This window comes from Dactylosporangium sp. NPDC000521, assembly GCF_042898305.1.
Classification (GTDB): domain Bacteria; phylum Actinomycetota; class Actinomycetes; order Mycobacteriales; family Micromonosporaceae; genus Dactylosporangium.
The window spans coordinates 56299-73966 of sequence record NZ_JBIAYW010000008.1 but is presented as its reverse complement, the minus strand read 5'-3'; the positions used below and the strand labels follow the sequence as shown (position 1 = coordinate 73966).

21 protein-coding genes, 1 tRNA gene and 1 pseudogene are annotated in these 17668 nt (G+C 70.1%); 15 read left to right on the top strand and 8 right to left on the bottom strand.

Annotated features, from left to right (window positions below; all coding sequences use genetic code 11):
- From ACFY3L_RS25865 to ACFY3L_RS25855, 3 genes and pseudogenes are all read right to left on the bottom strand, one after another.
- Positions 1–775, bottom strand: a pseudogene (locus ACFY3L_RS25865) (hypothetical protein); the annotation flags it as partial.
- 69 nt (positions 776–844) lie between these two features.
- Positions 845–1048 carry a hypothetical protein gene (locus ACFY3L_RS25860; RefSeq protein WP_389329040.1) on the bottom strand — a complete coding sequence of 68 codons (204 nt, stop codon included), beginning with the start codon at positions 1046–1048 and terminating at the stop codon, positions 845–847.
- A 159-nt stretch (positions 1049–1207) separates the two neighbouring features.
- Entirely contained in the window at positions 1208–1528 is a 321-nt protein-coding gene (locus ACFY3L_RS25855) for a hypothetical protein (protein WP_389329037.1), read from the bottom strand.
- 501 nt (positions 1529–2029) lie between these two features.
- On the opposite strand from ACFY3L_RS25855, the gene ACFY3L_RS25850 reads away from it, so the two are divergent.
- Complete coding sequence (locus tag ACFY3L_RS25850) at positions 2030–2695, top strand: hypothetical protein (protein WP_389329034.1); 666 nt, start codon at positions 2030–2032, stop codon at positions 2693–2695.
- A 91-nt stretch (positions 2696–2786) separates the two neighbouring features.
- Here ACFY3L_RS25850 and ACFY3L_RS25845 read toward each other — a convergent pair whose 3' ends face one another.
- Positions 2787–3536, bottom strand: a complete 750-nt coding sequence (locus ACFY3L_RS25845) for a glycosyltransferase family 2 protein (protein ID WP_389329031.1) — start codon at positions 3534–3536, stop codon at positions 2787–2789.
- Positions 3533–4363, bottom strand: coding sequence for a GntR family transcriptional regulator (locus ACFY3L_RS25840; RefSeq protein ID WP_389329028.1), 831 nt, complete (start codon positions 4361–4363; stop codon positions 3533–3535). Before ACFY3L_RS25840 ends, ACFY3L_RS25845 begins: the two co-directional genes overlap by 4 nt.
- Positions 4364–4736: 373 nt before the next feature.
- Here ACFY3L_RS25840 and ACFY3L_RS25835 point away from each other — a divergent pair, with 373 nt between their 5' ends.
- The 13 genes from ACFY3L_RS25835 to ACFY3L_RS25775 all read left to right on the top strand — a co-directional run bounded on the left by ACFY3L_RS25835 (position 4737) and on the right by ACFY3L_RS25775 (position 15386).
- Positions 4737–4979, top strand: coding sequence for a DUF6284 family protein (locus tag ACFY3L_RS25835; protein ID WP_389329025.1), 243 nt, complete (start codon positions 4737–4739; stop codon positions 4977–4979).
- 10 nt (positions 4980–4989) lie between these two features.
- Complete coding sequence (locus tag ACFY3L_RS25830) at positions 4990–5358, top strand: RRQRL motif-containing zinc-binding protein (protein WP_389329022.1); 369 nt, start codon at positions 4990–4992, stop codon at positions 5356–5358.
- Positions 5355–6032, top strand: coding sequence for an NUDIX domain-containing protein (locus tag ACFY3L_RS25825; RefSeq protein WP_389329019.1), 678 nt, complete (start codon positions 5355–5357; stop codon positions 6030–6032). The genes ACFY3L_RS25830 and ACFY3L_RS25825 overlap by 4 nt, the downstream gene beginning before the upstream one ends.
- A gap of 3 nt (positions 6033–6035) precedes the next feature.
- Complete coding sequence (locus ACFY3L_RS25820) at positions 6036–6755, top strand: DUF4097 family beta strand repeat-containing protein (protein ID WP_389329017.1); 720 nt, start codon at positions 6036–6038, stop codon at positions 6753–6755.
- A 10-nt stretch (positions 6756–6765) separates the two neighbouring features.
- Positions 6766–7851 carry a hypothetical protein gene (locus tag ACFY3L_RS25815; protein WP_389329014.1) on the top strand — a complete coding sequence of 362 codons (1086 nt, stop codon included), beginning with the start codon at positions 6766–6768 and terminating at the stop codon, positions 7849–7851.
- Between the two features lie 222 nt (positions 7852–8073).
- Positions 8074–8223, top strand: coding sequence for a hypothetical protein (locus tag ACFY3L_RS25810; protein WP_389329011.1), 150 nt, complete (start codon positions 8074–8076; stop codon positions 8221–8223).
- Between the two features lie 108 nt (positions 8224–8331).
- On the top strand, positions 8332–10536 hold the full coding sequence (locus tag ACFY3L_RS25805; RefSeq protein WP_389329008.1) for a cell division protein FtsK: 2205 nt from the start codon (positions 8332–8334) through the stop codon (positions 10534–10536).
- Positions 10537–10684: 148 nt separating this feature from the next.
- On the top strand, positions 10685–10936 hold the full coding sequence (locus ACFY3L_RS25800) for a hypothetical protein (RefSeq protein WP_389330078.1): 252 nt from the start codon (positions 10685–10687) through the stop codon (positions 10934–10936).
- Complete coding sequence (locus tag ACFY3L_RS25795) at positions 10933–11226, top strand: hypothetical protein (protein WP_389329005.1); 294 nt, start codon at positions 10933–10935, stop codon at positions 11224–11226. The genes ACFY3L_RS25800 and ACFY3L_RS25795 overlap by 4 nt, the downstream gene beginning before the upstream one ends.
- A 170-nt stretch (positions 11227–11396) precedes the next feature.
- Positions 11397–12347, top strand: a complete 951-nt coding sequence (locus tag ACFY3L_RS25790; protein ID WP_389329002.1) for a bifunctional DNA primase/polymerase — start codon at positions 11397–11399, stop codon at positions 12345–12347.
- A 29-nt stretch (positions 12348–12376) separates the two neighbouring features.
- Entirely contained in the window at positions 12377–13546 is a 1170-nt protein-coding gene (locus tag ACFY3L_RS25785; protein ID WP_389328999.1) for an AAA family ATPase, read from the top strand.
- Positions 13547–13752: 206 nt separating this feature from the next.
- Positions 13753–13950 carry a helix-turn-helix transcriptional regulator gene (locus ACFY3L_RS25780; RefSeq protein ID WP_389328996.1) on the top strand — a complete coding sequence of 66 codons (198 nt, stop codon included), beginning with the start codon at positions 13753–13755 and terminating at the stop codon, positions 13948–13950.
- Positions 13947–15386 (top strand): tyrosine-type recombinase/integrase, encoded by a 1440-nt coding sequence (locus ACFY3L_RS25775; protein WP_389328993.1) that lies wholly within the window; start codon positions 13947–13949, stop codon positions 15384–15386. Before ACFY3L_RS25780 ends, ACFY3L_RS25775 begins: the two co-directional genes overlap by 4 nt.
- Before the next feature lie 133 nt (positions 15387–15519).
- Here the strand turns inward: ACFY3L_RS25775 and ACFY3L_RS25770 are convergent.
- A tRNA-Tyr gene (locus tag ACFY3L_RS25770) sits at positions 15520–15600 on the bottom strand.
- 100 nt (positions 15601–15700) lie between these two features.
- On the opposite strand from ACFY3L_RS25770, the gene ACFY3L_RS25765 reads away from it, so the two are divergent.
- A complete protein-coding gene (locus ACFY3L_RS25765; protein ID WP_344501855.1) occupies positions 15701–16195 on the top strand; it encodes a YajQ family cyclic di-GMP-binding protein in 495 nt (164 codons plus the stop codon).
- A gap of 4 nt (positions 16196–16199) precedes the next feature.
- On the opposite strand, the gene ACFY3L_RS25760 is transcribed toward ACFY3L_RS25765, so the two are convergent.
- Both ACFY3L_RS25760 and ACFY3L_RS25755 read right to left on the bottom strand, forming a co-directional pair.
- Entirely contained in the window at positions 16200–16349 is a 150-nt protein-coding gene (locus tag ACFY3L_RS25760; protein ID WP_389328990.1) for a hypothetical protein, read from the bottom strand.
- Positions 16350–16386: 37 nt separating this feature from the next.
- Entirely contained in the window at positions 16387–17592 is a 1206-nt protein-coding gene (locus ACFY3L_RS25755) for an MFS transporter (protein ID WP_389328987.1), read from the bottom strand.
- Positions 17593–17668: the final 76 nt, after the last annotated feature.

Genomic DNA, 17668 nt, shown 5'->3' with positions numbered 1-17668 from the left:
CGTCGTGGTTGGTCGCGGCGATGTCGCGGGTCAGCGTGTACATCTCGGTGAGGTTGCGGTGCTGGCGGAAGAACTGCGCATACGAGCGGTAGAGGATGAGCAGGACGATGGCCAGGGCGACCAGCAGCAGCGCGCCCCACTGACTCGCATCGAGGGTCAGCAGCATGACCAGACCCAGGACGATGTTGACGCCCATCACTGCGAAGCCCGGCACCGAGGACCGCAGGAACTGCGGCAGCTGCCCGACGCCCTGCAGCAGCATCATGACCCCGGCGATGGCCGCGAGCGTGACCACGTTGCCGGCGAACACCGCGGCGGCAAGCACCATCCAGGTGAGCGGCGAGCCGGCGCCGTGCAACCCGAACTGGAACACGATCATGTTGGCCGTCGCGATGCCCGCGAAATTGCTGGCGGCGTTGAACGCGACCTTGTGCCAGCTGAGGCGGGCACCGAAGATGTTCCACAACAGGCCGGCGGCGACCCGCACGGCGACGGCGAGCCAGGGCGAGAGGTAGAACAGCGCCAGGACGACCGGGACGTCGTTCATTTTGGTGACCAGCGCCTGTCGCCGGATGTCGAAGCGCAGCTCCATCGGCGTGGCCAACGTGGCCAGCGCCAACAGCACCAGCGCATAACCGATTTGTTGGCCGGCCGTCTGCCCCTCACCGGTGATCAGCAGTGGCAGGGACAGCAGGGAACCCAGGACGAAGAGCGGGGCGGTAATCAGCCAGGAGTGGCTCTCAGAGCGGCTGATCGGAACCTTCGGAGCCGGCACCCATTACCCCAATCCTTCGGGCATGGAGCCTGGTGAATCACCGCCGCCGAGCGGCGGGGCCGATCCGACCTAGTTCCACTCCCAGGCCTCAGTGACGAAAAGCGGCTCGGTGCCCGCCTGAATCGCGCCGACGACTCCGACCTTCACCGACAACGCCTCACTGTCCGCGTCGCTTGCCTGCGCCACTGCGGCTGTGATGCCGAGGGCAACCACGCCCACGCCGACGGTCACCGCCAAGCGTGCCATCCACCGACCAAGCGTCGTGTCTCGCATCTGTCGCTCCTATGCGATCGCAGTGACATCAGGTCCCGTATGGATACCCACGATCCTGCCACAGCCAACGCCTCAAACGACAGTGCGAGGGCGAGGATGACACGCACTCCAAGAAGAATCGACCTTTCGGCCGATTCCGGGAGTGGCGGTCCGGCCATATCAGCCCGTCCGTTCCAATCCTCGCGCAACTTTTCCGCGCCCATGGGAGTCGGTCTTGGACGCTCGTCGCCTCCTGACGGACAGGACCGTCGCGTCGCGCATCTCGCGCCAGCCGGCCTCAGGGTCCTCGTCGTCGAGGACCGCCGACTCGACCCAGCCGAGCGCGTCGCTCTCGGAGTCGAAGGACCGGACCCGGAGCCGGCCGTCGGGCCCGCCGCGCCGAAGCTCCACCTGCCACCGGCCGTCAGCCGCGTTGCGCACGAAGACGTCCCGCCGCACGAGCCGGGACCACCGCCCGTTCCACCACTGTCGCTCGTTCATGGATACATCTTAGAACGTGTGTACGACAATTTTGATGCTTCGCAGGCCCGGCTCACCCGGTCGCGTCAAACGAGAACGGCCCCGGACCGAGATCCCCGGTCCGGGGCCGTGCTGTCTTGCCGGTGGCGGGTAGAGGATTCGAACCTCTGTAGCTTTCGCGACGGATTTACAGCCTGTGCGTAGAACAGGCCATGACCTGGGACGGAGCAACCACGGCGCATGCTTTCCTCCGCGCATCCTCCGCACGACTGTTGATCATGAACAGTGAGGGGCATGTCGAAGAGCGGCTAGAACAGAGGGCAGCCCCCCTCTGTTCTAGCCGCTCTTCACTCGCCGACACGAAGCGTGAGGGACAGGTGTCCCCCAACTGTCCCCGAGTTGATGTTGCGAATCCGCAGGTCAAGCCACATCGGGGGACTCGGGGGACAGGAGGGACACCAAGCCAGAACTTGTGTCCCCGACCACTGCGACCCCGCTTAGAGATCATGTAGCGTCGATCTTGTGACGGGGCAGACACGAAACGCGATCATTGAGGGCGAGATCATCGGCGAGCCGGTCAACGCGCCGCCACCGCCGCCGAAGCCTCGCAAGCGGTGGCCATGGTTGATGGGCGGCATCGCTACAGGCGTCGCGCTATGCCTGGCCGTGCCAGTTGCCGTGGTCGTCACCGTGTTCGTTCTGCCGCTCGTGCGCGACACGATCGAGGCAGGCCAAGGCGCCGCCAATCCCAACGAGGCTCTGGTCCGCTACCAGATCTCGTTTGGGTACCCGGGCAAAGACGGCGAGATGCTGGCGGCCCGGATGGTGACAGGCAAGCGGTCCAAGGACATCCTCAAGACCCGTGCAGACTTCCTGGCGGACAGGGAGCGCGACATTGCCCGGCATCCCGAATGGGTCTGGGGCGAGGTCAAGACAGGGTGGGCACCAGAAGGGCAAGAGCTGATCAGCGTCCACAAGGAAGGCGACCGGGCTGACGTAACCCTCTGGTTCAGCGTCGGCGGCCATCCCAACGACGGCCGCACAGATGGGTGGTACTCCAGCACGCTTCCGTGGCACGCCAAGGCTGTGCGGCAGCGGGACGGCTGGCGACTGACCGAGGTGGAGATCCCCACGTGGTGTGGCACGCAGCGACCGGACGGGACGTTTACCGGCTACTCCAAGTGCTGATGACCGGCTGGCGCTTGCCGCCCCACAGACAGCGAGCGCCAGCCGGTCCCCCCGTGGTCGATGCACCGCCGCAGGCTATCGCACACCCGTTCTAGTCGCGGGCGACCAAGCCGAGCATGTCGGCCATCTGGTCGGCCCGCTCACTGATGAGCCCCATGCGCAGCGCTCGTTCCTGCGGCTCGACGTGACCGGCGGTTGCCGAGACTTGTCCAGGCCACTTGCGGTAGAGCAGGCCGACTTCCCCGATGAAGTACCCGGGAGACGCCACGCTCGCCGCAATGAGTAGACCCGTGTCGTCTGAGCCGGGCACTGCCATCCAACCGCCCAGGCCGACTGCGAGGCTGCGACGCAGGCAGATGGTCGTCGGGTGCACTGGCGCCCGGTAGTCGTGGCTGCGCCAGTGGTCCACCACGAAGGGCCAGTGCAGCGGCCCGGGATCCGGATCGTTGTCGAAGCCGACCGTGGACCCGTCCGGCAGCAAGTCGAGCACCCGAGAGGTAGTCCAGCCGATCGCCGGATCGGCGAGCACGGCCAGGTCGCGGGCTAGTACGCCCGGCGTCAAGATGTCGTCTTGGTCAAGGTTCTTAACGAGGGAGCCCCGCGCTCGGGATAGCCCCAAGTTGCGCGTTATTGCCACGCCCCCCGGCCGCCCCCCGCCAAAGGAAATTCGATCGTCGTTGGGCAGAATCCCTTGTGCGATTCCCGTTGTGCCGTCTTCTTGAACCACCCACTCCCAGGAGTCGCCTTCGGCCATTTCCTGGGAAGTGAGCGATTCGTATGCGGCCAGAAGGTATTCAGCAACGGGGTTGTAAATCGGGGTAATAATTGACAGGACCGTCATTTACGCTTGCTGCCTTTCGTGGAGGGGCGATCGGTCGGCCAACGGTTTAGCTGCGTCGTGTAGACAAGTTGCGTCCGATCGCCGGACAGGAGCACATCCGCAACGTCCACCACCCGGCCGCTAGTGTCGATGGAGATCTTGCGCAAGCTGATGACGGAGACGCCGGCAGCATCGATGCCGAGCTGTTCCGCCTCCTCTGGGAACGGTGGCCGGGCTGTAACCTCGTCAACGATCCTGTCTACCTCAACGCCCACGGTGCGGAGCTGGTGGTGCGTGCCGCCGGGCCACGGCTCGTTTGCAGCGTCCAAGAGTTTGGGGTTGGCCGCGACTATCTCATACGGCAGATATGACGCGCTTAGCGCAATCGGCGCGCTGTCATCGCCCGTTTCTGTACGATAGGTGCGCTTCAGTAAGCGCGTCCCGACCGGAGCCTTGAATACGCCTGCAAGCTCCTCGTCCGCTTCGATAACGCTGTAATGAGCCTGGAAACTGAGGTCGTCTTTCGTCAATCCGGTATCGCGCTCCGTGGCGCCCGTTGACCGACGCTTACTCTCCGGCAGTAGCGCACGGTCCTTTTCCCACTGATAGCGCTCCGTGGTTCGCGTTACTCGCGCCCTGGCTTTGCGTACGAAGTTGCCGACGCCGTGACGTTTCTCGATAACCCCACTTGCCTCCAGCACGGCGAGCGCGCGTCGCATTGTCAACAGGCTGACGTTGTACTTGCCGAGCAACACAGTCTCGGATGGCATCTTCTGCCCGGGCGCCAATTCGCCCGCATCGATCATCCTGCGCAAATCGGCCGCAATGCGGTCGTACTTGCTCGTCATGGACCTTCCTCCGGTTCGCGCCGTGGGTCGAGTTCGAGCCTAGTCCTCTAAAGGTCTTGACACAGCACGACGCCAGCCGCCATGCTCTTTGTGCAAGTCCTTTACAGGAGTATAGGACTTGCGAGACGACCGGGAGCCGGGATGACGCAATTGCGTGCCCACAACGCGGCGTATGCACAGGTGGCTTGAGAACTCCATAGCACCAAGAACGAGGCGCAAGCGATGCCGCATCGCAAGCGCTGAAGCTGTTACATAGCAACGCTTTCGCGTGCTCAACGCAGTCGGCTCACGAAGAAAACTGGGCCGCACAAAGCCTTTCCGCCCAGTCGGCACTCCGCCGACTGGGCGAACCTCTTTGACTACAGGAGAAATCGTGATCCACGACCGTGATTCGACGGACGAACCGACCGCCGCCGACCTGGCCGCGATCGAGGACGAATGGCCGCTGATCGAGGCGGAGATTGACCTGCTGGACGTGCAGATCGACATCCTCGACGCACGGCGGCCGGTCGACGAGGTGACCGCCCGGCGGCTGCACCGGGCGCGTGACGCGGTGGTCGGTGAGGCGCTGCGCTACTACACGCGCCGCGTCAACGCCGCCCGCCGGGCAGCGTGAGGACCTGGCCGTGAGCCGCATCCGCGCTCGCTACCTCGACCCCGAGGGCGAGCGGTACGGCCTGCCGACCTGGTGGTGGCAGGGCGCGCCAGCCGGTTTCGCCACCCGCCGTCAACTCCGCGCACGTGGTCTGCGACCTGGCGGTCAGCCGGTTGCCGGGCAGATCCTCTGGCGCGGCGTCGGCGGCGAACGCGTCGCCTACCTCTACCGCCTCGATCTGGCCAAGCCGCACCGCCCCGCGACCGCCGCGCAGCGACGCGCGATCGGCCGGGCGCTGCTGGCCCGCCGGACCTGCTCCACCTGCCGCGAAGTGCGGCCGTACTACATCCCGCGCTCGCTCGGCGAGTGCCTTGACTGCGCCCCTGGAGGGCATCCATGACGAAGACCTACACCCACCCCGACGTGTTCACCGTCGGCGTCCGGGACGGCTGGGCCGACCCGATCACCGACCCGACCCGCATCGACTGGCCCGCCCGGCAGGCCGCCGCGCTGATCCCGTTCACCGTCACCGACGGCCGACCGGTCAACCCGTTCGCACCGACCGGGATCGAGCACGGCCGCAACGAGCTGGGCCACTGGGGCGAGGCGGTCGCCGCTGACGCCCTGGTCGAAGCGCTCGATCCGGACGGTTGCCGGTGGATCGTCATGGTCGAACGCAAGGACGGTCACGGCTGGGCGTTGCCCGGCGGCATGGTCGACCCCGGCGAGTCCCCGACCGCCGCCGCCATCCGCGAACTGGCGGAGGAGACGACGCTCGACCTGTCGTGGGGCGAGTGGCGCACCGACGCGCCGCGCTACGTCCCCGACCCCCGCGCCAGCGACGAGGCGTGGATCGTCACCGTGCTGTCGCGCTGCCACCTCGGCACCTACCACCCGGACGACCGCGACGAGGTGCTTCCCGTGGTCGGCGCCGACGACGCCGCCCGCGCCGCGTGGGTCCACGCCGACAACGTGTGGGCGCTCATCGACCACCTCGCCGCCCGGTACGGCGGGCAGGTGTTCCCCGCGCACCGCCAGCTGCTCGCCGACGTCCTGACCCCGGTGGAGGGCTGAGCGATGACCAGCCGCACCTACACCGCGCGGGAGTTCGGCGCGGTGACGCTGGACGTTCGCGTGAACGTCGGCAGTGTCCGCGTGATCGTGGAGGACCGCGAGCACGCCGAGGTGACCCTGACCGGCCCGGACGGCAACGACTCGGCCGCCCGCGCGGTCGAGCGCGCCACGATCGATGACCACGGCGACCACCTCGCGGTGCGGGTGCCGAACCTGGAGTCGACCACGGTCCGGCAGCACTTCGGCGGCGTCACCCAGGTCGTCGGGCACAACGCCGGCATCGTCGTCGGCGTCGTCTACGGCGACGTGGTGTCGATCGGCGGCATGTCCGGCGGCACGGTCGTCGGTGGTGTCGTGACCGGCGGTGTCGGCCCGCTGGTGGACATCGTGGCGCGGCTCCCGCTGGGTAGCTCGCTGCTCGCCGAGACGGTCAGCGCGTCCGTGGACGTGTCCGGTGCCCTGCTCCGCGCGGTCGTGGAGACGGTGTCCGGCGCGGTCCACGTCGACGCGGTGAGCGCGCCGGACCTGTCCACCGTCTCCGGCCGCATCACGATCGACCGCCTGATCGGCGACGGCGCCGTGAAGACGATCTCCGGCGGGATCACGGTCGCCGCGACCGACCGGTGCAACCTGCGCGCCGAGTCGGTGTCCGGCTCCATCCGCGTGACCGGCCCGGTCGCGCTCAGCGCTCACACCGTGTCCGGCCGAGTCCTCAACTACTGAAGGGGTACCGATGACCACCGACTTTGACGCCGACCTGGCCCGCACGGTGCGGCAGACGTCGCGCATGCGGCAGCTCTTCTACGCCGTGGTCCTGCTCGTGGCCCTGACCGGCCAGGTGTGGGGCGCGCACGAGGCGCTGCACCTGCCGCTGTTGTTCGCGATCCCCGCTGTCGCCGCGCTGGAGCTGGGCGGGATCGTGGTGCTGTCCAACGCCGACGTGCGCCGCCGCCTCGGCGAGCGGGCGACCGGCTCGCGGGTGCTGTCCGCCGCGATCGCGGCCGGGGCGGTCGCGTTCAACTGGACGGCACACGATGACAAGCTGCTCGCCGGGTTCTTCGCGGGCATGTCCGCGCTGGGTTACCTGGTGTGGCTGATGCACACCGAGAACCAGCGCCGTGACCGGCTCCGCGCGACCGGCGACCTCCCGCCGACCACCCCCGCGTATGAGCTGGTCGGTCACTGGCTGCGGCACCCGGCGCTGACGATGCGAGCGAAGTCGCTCGCCAAGGCTGACGCGTCGCTCGGCCTGTACGCGTCCCTCGATGCGGCGCGGGAGCAGATCCGCCGGGAGCGGCAGCACGCCGCGATCGCCAAGGTCCTGCACCGCAAGATCCGCGCGGCGGTCGACCCGACAACGGCCGACATCGCCACCGCGACCTACGACCTCGGCCAGGTCGCCGCGCGGCTCGCCGACGCCGCCGACTACGACGGGCTGACCGCGCTCATCGCGGCCGACCTCACCGCCGACCGGCTCGCCGCCCCGAACGCGACGCCGACCACCGCCCCGGCCGCCGCCGCGCCGCCGGTGCCGACCGCCGACGAGGCGCCGCCGGTGACGGTCGACGCTGCGGCCCCGGCGCCGATCGAGGCCCCGGCCGCGCCGAAGGCGGCACCGGTCAAGGCACCGGCGAAGGCGAGCAAGCGCCAGCCGTCCGCCGCCGCGCGGGTCGCCTCGGCGGTCGCCCGAAGCCCCCGGGCGAGTGACGCCACGATCGCGGCGCGGCTGGGCCTGAGCGAGGCCACCGTGAAGCGGCACCGTCGACAGGCTGTCGACAGCGTGTCGACAGCGTCCACCCCGGTCCTGCACGCCGCCTGACAGGAGACGAGACATGCCCGCCGACACCACACCGCGCTGCCCGACCTGCGGCGCCCGCAACCCCCACGGCACACCCTGCCAGGCCGCCAGGCCGAAGAAGTAGCCCCGCCCGGTGCGCGGCCCAACGGCCTAGGAACCACGGCCGCGCACCGGTCCCCGTCCCTCCATCAGCGTGACCACACCTGCGGCCCCCTCGACTAGCCACCCCCGAAGGAGACAGTCATGCCCGGCTCGCTGAAGAACAAGGCGCTGAGCGGCGTTCTGGCGCTGCTCGCCGCGTACTTCGTCATCACCAACCCGACCGGTTCGGCCCACGTGGTCACGGTCGTCGCCAAGGGCGTGCTGGCGTTCCTCGCCGCCCTGGCCAACTAGCCCCGATCAGCCCCCGACACGTTCCGCCCGGTGCGCGGCCCAACGGCCTAGGAACCACGGCCGCGCACCGGTCCCCATCCCTCCATCAGGAGTCAGGAGATCTACAGCATGACGAGCAACGAACCGGACCGCGAGCACCCGAACGGGTTCGACTGGTCCGCGTATGAGTCCGAGGTTGCCGACGTCGCCGACGTGGTCGACCTCGACGCCGCCCGCGAGCGGCGCAACCGCGACGACGATGACGACCTGGGCGACGCCACCGACGGCGGTGACGTCGCCGAGCTGGTCGACGCGCCCGAGGCGCAGCGGCGCCCGCGGTTCACCCTCGCCGGGCTGAAGGAGGGCGAGCGGCGGCCGGTCGTGCCGGCATGGATGCGCTCGCGCGCCGAGGCCGCCGCGAGCGCGACATGGCTCGCGAGCCTGGCCGCGCACACGACCGGCTACCACCTGCTCAGGCTCCCGCTGTACGCGGGGCGGCTGGCGCTGCGGGCGCCGGTCGGCGGGTGGCGCGGCGCGGTGGCGTACCTGCGGTGGCTCACCGATGCCGAGGGCGAGCCGCTGCGGCAGAGCACCGCGAACCGCGACGACGATGACGCCTACCTGAAGCTGTCCCGGCAGCGTGACCGCCGCGTGCGGTGGCGGGGCATCGTGTCCGTCGCCCTGGCGGTGCTGACGCTGATCGGCGTCGCGTTCGTCGTCGCGTCGGCCGTGTGGGTGCAGGCCCTCACGATCACCGCGCTGGTCATCGTGTTCGGGCTACTCGGCACCCCGAAGGACAAGCCGCTGCTGGACACGGCCGTGGTCCGCGCCCCGGTGCCGCTGCTCACCTCCGATGAGGTGATCCGCGCCCTGGCCACCCTGCGCATCGTCGGCATCGACCGGGCGATCCGCGCCGGGGACAACGGCCGCCGCTGGTTCCCCGCACCGATCGTGCGGGAGAACAACGCCGGATGGCGCGCCGAAGTCGAGCTGCCGCGCGGCGTCACCGCGTCCGAGGTGGTCGAGAAGCGCGAGGAACTGGCGTCGGCGCTGACCCGGCCGCTCGGCTGTGTCTGGCCCGAGGCCAACGCGCAGGTGCACCCCGGACGGCTCGTGCTGTTCGTCGCCGACAAGGACATGTCGCAGGCCACCCAGAAGCCCTGGCCGCTGCTCAAGTCCGGCACCGTCGACCTGTTCAAGCCGTTCCCGTACGGCACCGACCCGCGTGGGCGGCTCGTCACACTCACGCTGATGTTCGCGTCGATGATCGTCGGCTCCATTCCGCGCATGGGCAAGACGTTCGCGCTGCGGCTGATCCTGCTCGGCGCATGCCTCGACCCCCGCGCGTGGATCCTCGCGTTCGACCTCAAGGGCACCGGCGACCTGTCGCCCCTGGCGAAGGTCGCGCACCGGTACCGGGCCGGGGACGACGACGAGGACATCGAGTACGCCATCGTGGCCATGCGCGAGATCCGCGCCGAGCTGCGCCGCCGCACGAAGGTGATCCGCGACCTCCCCGCCGACATCTGCCCCGAGAACAAGGTCACCCCCGAGTTGGCGTCCCGTAAGGCGCTCGGGCTGCACCCGATCGTGATCGGCGCCGACGAGTGCCAGGTGTGGTTTGAGCACCCGAAGTACGGCGAGGAGTTCGAGGAGATCTGCACCGACCTGGTCAAGCGCGGCCCGGCCGCCGGGATCACGCTCGTCCTGGCCACCCAGCGCCCGGACGCCAAGAGCCTCCCCACGGGCATCTCCGCCAACGCGGTGCTGCGGTTCTGCCTGAAGGTCATGGGCCACACGGAGAACGACATGGTCCTCGGCACCGGCACGCACAAGGCCGGGATCAAGGCGACGATGTTCTCCCGCCGCGACCGGGGCATCGGCTACCTCGCCGGTGAAGGCGACGACCCGACCATCGCGCGGACGTTCTACATCGACGGGCCGACCGCGAACGCCATCACCACCCGCGCCCGCGCCGCCCGGGAATCGGCCGGCACGCTGACCGGGTACGCGATGGGCGAGACGGTCGACACCACGGCGGTGCGCCGCGACACCCTGCTTGACGACCTGGCCGTGGTCCTCACCGAGGCTGAGCCGAAGCAGTGGTCCGAGGTGGTGTGCGAACGGCTCGCCGCGCTGCGGCCCGACGCCTACGCCAGCCTCACCCGCGACGAGCTGACCGCCGCGCTCAAGCCGCACGGCGTCAGCACCGGACAGGTGTGGGGCACCGACCCGGCGACCGGCAAGCCCGGCAACCGGCGCGGCCTCAACCGCGCCGACATCCTCAAGGCGATCACGGAGCGCAACAAGCGCAACGGCGGAAAGGCCGCCTGAGCGACCCCCGATCGGCTGCTAGGTCTAGCACCCATCGCTGCTAGACCTAGCACCCCCGCTAGCACCAAATCTTTGCCCTGGCCAGCGCCCTAGTCCCTAGCGGCGCCAGCCTCCCACACCCGAAAACGGCCCGTGGAGGCACTTCGTGATGGTCCTCGACCTGCTAGCTAGCCCGTTCGGCCTGATCATCGCCGGTTACGCAGCGTGGTACGCGCTCAAGTGCGCTGTCGCCCCGTGGGGGCGTTGCCGCCGCTGCACCGGCACCGGCCGCGACGGCAACCGGCGCCGCCCCTGCCGCCGCTGCAACGGCTCCGGCATCCGCGTCCGCGTCGGCCGCCGCATCTACCGCTGGGTCCGCGCGGAGTACACCGCCGGGACCGACCGGAAGGCGCCGAAGTGAGCGCCGTCGACCGGCGACACACCGACTGGTGCGCACGCGGTCACCGCTGCGGCCTCGGCGAGCACCGCGCCGACCCGCTCACCATCGACGTCCCCGGCCTCGGCCGCGCCCTGCTCACCCGCGTACGCGCCGCCGACGGCCGGGAGCACGCCGAGGTGACCCTCACCGTGGCGCTCGCCAGCGCCGAGCCGGTCGCCCGCTGGCAGTTGCTCGGCCTCGCCCGCGACCTGGGCGCCGTCATCGACCGCGCCACCCGCGCCAGCGTCCGCCCCGTCCGGCGGGCCGCCTGATGACCGCGACCGCACGGTGCCGGTTTTGGTTCGGCGCCGACCAGCGGCACTGCGACGCCACCGATGGCGTCGGTCACTACCTGCCCGGCATGCGCTGCCCGGCGCACACCCCGGCGGCGCTCGCCGGACTCCCCGAACCGCCCACCCCTTCGACCTCTGAAGGAGCAGATGTGGAGCTTCGCCCTGACCGCAAAGCGTTGCTGCGCAACGCGATGGAGACGATCGCGCGCGGCTGGTACGTGTTCCCCGTCGCGGTGAACGCCAAATGGCCGGCACTGCACGGCGTGCGTGACTGCCCGCGCTCCAGGCTGTGCGCCGATGGGCATCTTGGCTGGGAGCAACGCGCCACCATCGACCCCGAACGGGTCGAGCGCTGTTGGAGCTCGGCGCCGTACAACGTCGGCATCGCCTGCGGCCCGTCCGGGCTGCTCGTGATCGACCTGGACGTGCCGAAGCCCGGCCAGGAGCCGCCGGAAGGCTGCGGCCACTACGCCCACGGCGGCGCGGTGTTCCGCGACCTCTGCGCGGAAGCGGGCAAGCCGTACCCCGACGACACGCACACCGTGACGACCGGGCGGCGCGGAACGCACCTGTACTTCGAGCACCCGACGGACGGGCCGCAGTTGCGCAACACCGCCAGCGGCAACCCCGGCGCCCTGGGTTGGCTGATCGACACCCGCGCCCACGGCGGCTACGTGCTGGCCGCAGGCTCCATCGTGGACGGCCGCCCGTACACGACCGCGCTCGACCGGGCACCGATGCTGCTGCCCGGCTGGCTCGCCGAACGGCTCACCCCCGCGCCGACGCCGCCGCGTAAGCCGGTGGTCGTGGCGTTGCCCGCCGACCGGCGCGGCGGCTACCTGCGCGCGGCGGTCGAGCGGGAGTGCGCCGTGGTGGCTGCGACCAGCAGCGGGCGCAACCGTGCCCTGTACGGCGCGGCGGTCGCCCTCGGGCAGCTCGTCGCCGGGGGCGAGCTGCCCGCGGACTACGTGACCGACGCGCTCACCGCCGCCGCCGAGGCGTGCGGGCTGCACCTCGACCCGCCGCCCGGACAGATCGGCCGCACCATCGCCAGCGGCCTGCGCGCCGGAGCGAAGCGCCCCCGGACGGTCGCCGCATGAACGCCGTACACGACACCCCGGGAGAACCGATGCTGACTACCGTTCCCGCCGACCCGCACGACAACGGCCCGCACCTGCGCGTGGTCCAGGCCGAGGACGCCGACGTCCTCGGCGCGGGGCGGGCGCCCGGTCGGCTCAAGACTGCGTGGACCGCTGCCGACCTGATGGCGATGGAGTTCCCGCCGCCCCGGTGGGCGGTCCCCGGCATCCTCTGCGAGGGCGTGTCGCTGCTGTGCGGGCCGCCGAAGGTCGGCAAGTCGTGGCTGTCCCTCGCCCTCGGCCTGGCGGTAGCGTCCGGCGGCCGGGCGTTCGACTCCATCCCGGTGGAGGGCGGCCCGGTGCTGTACCTCGCCCTGGAGGACACCCCGCGCCGGTTGCAGTCCCGCATCGGGACCGTTCTCGCCGGTCAGCCCGCCCCGGCTGCGCTGACCCTCGCCACCTCATGCCCACCGCTGACACAGGGCGGGGACGAGGCGATCGGCAACTGGCTGGACCGCAACCGCAACGCCCGCATGGTCATCATTGACGTCTTCGCCAAGATCCGGGGCACCAGCGCGCCGGGCGCGTCGGCCTATGACGCCGACTACACGGCCGTGAGCAGGATCAAGAAGGTCGCCGACCACTACGGCGTCGCGGTGCTGATGGTCCACCACATCCGCAAAGCCGGGACGGAGGACTTCCTGGAGGCCGTGTCGGGCACCAACGGCATCGCGGGCGCGGCCGACGCAACGCTCGTGCTCAAACGCCCCCGAGGCGAGGCAGATGGGGTGCTGCACGTGACCGGCCGCGACGTCGATGAGGCCGAGTACGCCCTCGCATTTCAGCCCGCATCCGGTGCGTGGACCATGCTCGACGGACCGGCCGGAGACCACGCCATGGGTGAAACCCGCGCCACCATCGTGCGCTGGCTGCGTGGGAACCCCGGAAGCTCTCCAAAGGTCATCGCCGAGAAGACCGGGATCAAACCCGACCTGGTCAAGAAGACCCTGCAACGCATGCTCGGCGCCGGTCAGGTCGCCGCCGACGCGGGCGGCCGGTACCGACTCCCCGGAGCGGCCGGGGACACCCATGCCGAAGGTGTCCCCGGTGTCCCCGGTGTCCCCGGACCGCCCGTGACCAGCGAAAACGCAACATCATCTCGGGGACACCTCGGGGACACCTTGCCGGTACTGCCCTCCGATGGAGGTGCGGCCCTGTGACGCCCCTGAGCGCCCCACAGACGGTTTCCGGTATGCCGAACACCGGCACCGGCGAGATCTCGGCTCAGCGACCGTTTCAGCGGGCGCTGAGCGGGCGTCTGCGGCATCCGGTCGGCCGATGGTCGGATAGCCCGGCCCGGAGGTTTCCGGACGCCACAGACGCTCTGAACGCCCCGCATCACAGCACCGAGAGGAGCACGACCCCCATGCCACGCGGGCAGGAACGCCAGCCGTCCCTCACGATTCCCGAGGTCATCGCCGAGCTACGCGTCTCTCGGTCGACGTTCTACCACTGGCGAGCCACGGGGAAGGGTCCCCGGTGCGTCCGACTCCCCAACGGCGAGGTCAGGGTGCGCCATGCCGACCTGGACAAGTGGCTGGACGGCCTTGAGGAGGCGGCGTGAGTAGCCAGGCCGACGAGGAGAACGAGGCGCGTTGGTCCCACAGCGTCCGAATCTGGGCGCTGCGCACCAACGCCGGGAAGAAGCGCAGCACCTATTCGGCTCGCTGGATGGTGGGTGGCGAGGAGCATCACCGGACGTTCGCCAGTTACGCGCTCGCCGACGCCTTCCGCGCCAAGCTCCTGAACCACGTGCAGCGCGGATCGGCATTCGAGATCACCTCTGGTCTGCCCGCGCCGATGCTTCGGGAAGCGCGGGAACGCTCGTGGTACGAGCACGTCTGTGCGTACGTCGACATGAAGTGGCCGGGCGCGGCCCCGAAGTCGCGCACCGGCATCGCCGAGTCGCTGGCGACGGTGACACCCGCGCTGCTGGGCAGCGACCGGGGGCGCCCGGACAAGGCGCTGATCCGCCGCGCTCTCTACGCGTGGGCGCTGGTGCCGCCACGGCGTCAGGCTGGCGAGCCGCCCGACGATTTGGCCGGCACGGTGCGGTGGCTGGAGCGCAACACGGTGCCGCTCACCGACTTTGCGGACCGAACGCGCGGCCCGGTGCTGGTCCGCCAGGCGCTCGACGCGCTCGCCCGGCAGATCGACGGTCAGCCTGCCGCAGCAAAGACCGTGGCGCGGAAGCGAGCCATCCTGTTCAACGCGTTCGAGTACGCGGTTGAGCTGGGGTACCTGGCGGACAACCCGATCGGCCGGGTGAAGTGGAAGGCGCCGAAGGCCGCCGAGTCGGTAGACCGGCGGGTGGTGGTCGACCGATATCGCGCTCGCACGCTGCTTATGGGTGTCGCCGTGCAGCCCAACGTTGCGAAGCGCCTGGTCGCGATGTTCGCGCTCATGTACTACGCGGCTCTGCGTCCGAGTGAGGCGCTGGACTTCCGGGAGGAGAACATCGCGAGTCTGCCGACCAAGGGGTGGGGTGAGCTGCTGCTGGGCAACTCTTCGCCGCGCACCGGTACGGCGTGGACGGACAGCGGGCGGTCACGCGAGCGGCGCGGCCTCAAGCATCGGGCCGCCGCCGACACGCGGCCGGTCCCGGCCCATCCCGAGTTGGTGGAGATCTTGCGGTGGCACCTGGACGAGTTCGGCACCGCGCCGGACGGGCGCCTGTTCGTCGGCCCTCGGGGCGGCACGATCGGTGACTCCACCTACCTCGCAGTGTGGCATGACGCACGGAAGTACGCGCTCACCCCTGCGGAGCATCGCGGGCCGCTGGCGCGGGTGCCGTACGACCTGCGGCACGCGGCGGTGTCGACCTGGCTGAACGCGGGGGTACCCGCGACGCAGGTTGCGGAGTGGGCGGGCCACAGCGTGGCCGTGCTGCTGCGGGTGTACGCGAAGTGCATCGTCGGGCAAGGCGCCTCCGCGCGGCGCCGCATCGAGGAGGCGATGAGCGGTGACGAACAGGCCGTGAGCAGGGACAACGCCGCCTGATCTTGCACGGAAATTTCTCCGCGTATTCTCCGCACACGGCCGTGAACGGCTGGCTACGGCTGAACATGGCTGGACTACGACGAAAGCGCCCCCTACCGGGTTCTCCCTGGTAGGGGGCGCTTTTCGCTGCCTGTGGCGGGTAGAGGATTCGAACCTCTGTAGCTTTCGCGACGGATTTACAGTCCGCTCCCATTGGCCGCTCGGGCAACCCGCCTGGCGGAAGCAAGAATAGCGGTACGCCCCGGGGGCAATGCAAACGGGTACCCTCGGCACGCCCGTAACCGCCAAACGACCGCACCACAGGAGCAGCTGCCATGGCTTCGGCACCCTCGTTCGACATCGTCAGCAAGGTCGACCGGCAGGAGGTCGACAACGCGCTCAACCAGGCCGACAAGGAGTTGGGGCAGCGGTTCGACTTCCGCGGCACCGGCGCTGAGATCAAGTGGGCCGGAGAGGAGACGGTCAGCCTCCAGGCGGAGACCGAGGAGCGCGTGGTCGCGGCCCTCGAGGTCTTCAAGGAGAAGCTGGTCAAGCGCAACATCTCGCTCAAGTCGCTGGACGCGGGCGAGCCGCGTGCGTCCGGCAAGACGTACAAGATCGACGCGAAAATCGTGCAGGGGATCGAGTCGGAGAAGGCGAAGGCGATCTCCAAGAAGATCCGTGACGAGGGGCCCAAGGGTATCCAGGCGCAGATCCAGGGCGATCAGCTGCGCGTGACCGGCAAGAAGAAGGACGACCTGCAGGCGGTCATCACGCTGCTCAAGGGCGAGGACTTCGGGATCGCGCTGCAGTTCACCAACTACCGGTGACGGCTCAGTCCCGGCGGGCCGGTGGGCGCCGCTCGGGGCGCTCCGCCGTCTCCTCGGCGCGGATCAGCACGAAGCTGTCGGTGTCACAGATCTCGGTGTCGGCCTTCTCCCGATGATCGGGGTCTGCCAGCACGGCGTGGATCGGCAATGCCATGAGGCTGGACCATACATGGCCGTGCTGCCGGCATCACTCATGTGAGTGACGTCTGCGTGGCGGCCCGCGCGATCGCGCCGCGCGGGTTGGCCGCCACCAGGGCACCGAGCGCGACGGCGGTGCCCGCCAGCAGGAACGCCCAGACGACGCCGCCGGGCCGGTCGACGACGAGTCCCATCGTCGCGACGCCGGCGGCGCTGGACGCCACCGAGACGGTCACCAGCCAGGTGTACGCCTCGTTCAGCATCGAGCCGGGCATGATCTGCCCGACGAGCGAGTTCTGCACGGTGAGGGCCGGGGCGATGGTCGCGCCGCCGAGCACGAGGGCGACGCCGAGCGCCAGCGCGCTGGGCATCGCGGCCAGGATCAGGATGCTGGCGGAGACCCCGCCGAGCAGCCAGCCGAGGCGCCCCGGCGGGCGCGTGCCGAAGTAGAAGCCGCTCACGGCGCTGCCGATGCCCCACACCCCGAGCAGCACGCCCCCGACGCCCTCCGGGTCGTGCTCGACGTACGCGGTGGCGTACGCCGGCACCGCGACCCCGACACCGCCGAACGCGAACCCGAGGCCGAACGCGGTCACCAGCAGCGGCACGAAGCCGGGGACCCGCAGCGGGCCGAGGCCCTTGGCGTTGGTGTGGTCGGCGTGGCGGCGCCAGGACCGGATGGCCCGGCCCCGGGCGACGACTAGGGTGCCGAGGAGCGTGACGCCGGCGGCGGCGCCGAGGGCGACCGCGGGCTGCCACAGCACGACGCACAGCGCGACGAGCATCGGCCCGGCCACGAAGACGATCTCGAACAGCGCCGTCTCGGCCGCGAGCGCCGTCACCCGTACGTGCGGCAGGTCAGCGGTCAGCGCGTTCCATGTGCCCCGTACAGCGGCCGTCAGCGGCGGGAACGTGGCGCCGGCCAGCACCGCGGTGCCGACGACGAGCGGCATTGGCGAATGCCGGAGCGCGACCACGATCAGCGCCGCGAGGGCGAGCGGGTGGGCGATGCCGGTGACGAGCAGGACCGGCCCGGGACCGACCCGGTCGGCGAGCCGCCCGGCGATCGGGCTGGCCCCGGCGCTCGCGAGGGCGTAGACGGCGCAGGCGGCGGCGGCCTGGGCGTACCGGCCGGTCGTCTGCTGCAGGAGCAGCAACAGCGACAGCGAGACCATGCCGATGCCGAGCCGGGCGAACACGCCGACGACCAGGAGGACCGGTGCGCCGGGGAGCCGCCAGACCGCCGCGTACTGCCGCAACGCACTGCCTCATTTCCTGCCGGTAACGGGTGAAGAGCCTGCCGATCCTAACGGCAGGCTCCGGTCACCGTTCAGG

What these genes read in the sequence shown, in the direction of transcription:
- ACFY3L_RS25860 (WP_389329040.1), bottom strand. Translation starts at nt 1,048, where the DNA reads ATGCGAGACACGACGCTTGGTCGGTGGATGGCACGCTTGGCGGTGACC.
- ACFY3L_RS25855 (WP_389329037.1), bottom strand. Translation starts at nt 1,528, where the DNA reads ATGAACGAGCGACAGTGGTGGAACGGGCGGTGGTCCCGGCTCGTGCGG.
- ACFY3L_RS25845 (WP_389329031.1), bottom strand. Translation starts at nt 3,536, where the DNA reads ATGACGGTCCTGTCAATTATTACCCCGATTTACAACCCCGTTGCTGAA.
- ACFY3L_RS25840 (WP_389329028.1), bottom strand. Translation starts at nt 4,363, where the DNA reads ATGACGAGCAAGTACGACCGCATTGCGGCCGATTTGCGCAGGATGATC.
- ACFY3L_RS25825 (WP_389329019.1), top strand. Translation starts at nt 5,355, where the DNA reads ATGACGAAGACCTACACCCACCCCGACGTGTTCACCGTCGGCGTCCGG.
- ACFY3L_RS25820 (WP_389329017.1), top strand. Translation starts at nt 6,036, where the DNA reads ATGACCAGCCGCACCTACACCGCGCGGGAGTTCGGCGCGGTGACGCTG.
- ACFY3L_RS25815 (WP_389329014.1), top strand. Translation starts at nt 6,766, where the DNA reads ATGACCACCGACTTTGACGCCGACCTGGCCCGCACGGTGCGGCAGACG.
- ACFY3L_RS25810 (WP_389329011.1), top strand. Translation starts at nt 8,074, where the DNA reads ATGCCCGGCTCGCTGAAGAACAAGGCGCTGAGCGGCGTTCTGGCGCTG.
- ACFY3L_RS25805 (WP_389329008.1), top strand. Translation starts at nt 8,332, where the DNA reads ATGACGAGCAACGAACCGGACCGCGAGCACCCGAACGGGTTCGACTGG.
- ACFY3L_RS25800 (WP_389330078.1), top strand. Translation starts at nt 10,685, where the DNA reads ATGGTCCTCGACCTGCTAGCTAGCCCGTTCGGCCTGATCATCGCCGGT.
- ACFY3L_RS25785 (WP_389328999.1), top strand. Translation starts at nt 12,377, where the DNA reads ATGCTGACTACCGTTCCCGCCGACCCGCACGACAACGGCCCGCACCTG.
- ACFY3L_RS25780 (WP_389328996.1), top strand. Translation starts at nt 13,753, where the DNA reads ATGCCACGCGGGCAGGAACGCCAGCCGTCCCTCACGATTCCCGAGGTC.
- ACFY3L_RS25765 (WP_344501855.1), top strand. Translation starts at nt 15,701, where the DNA reads ATGGCTTCGGCACCCTCGTTCGACATCGTCAGCAAGGTCGACCGGCAG.
- ACFY3L_RS25760 (WP_389328990.1), bottom strand. Translation starts at nt 16,349, where the DNA reads ATGGCATTGCCGATCCACGCCGTGCTGGCAGACCCCGATCATCGGGAG.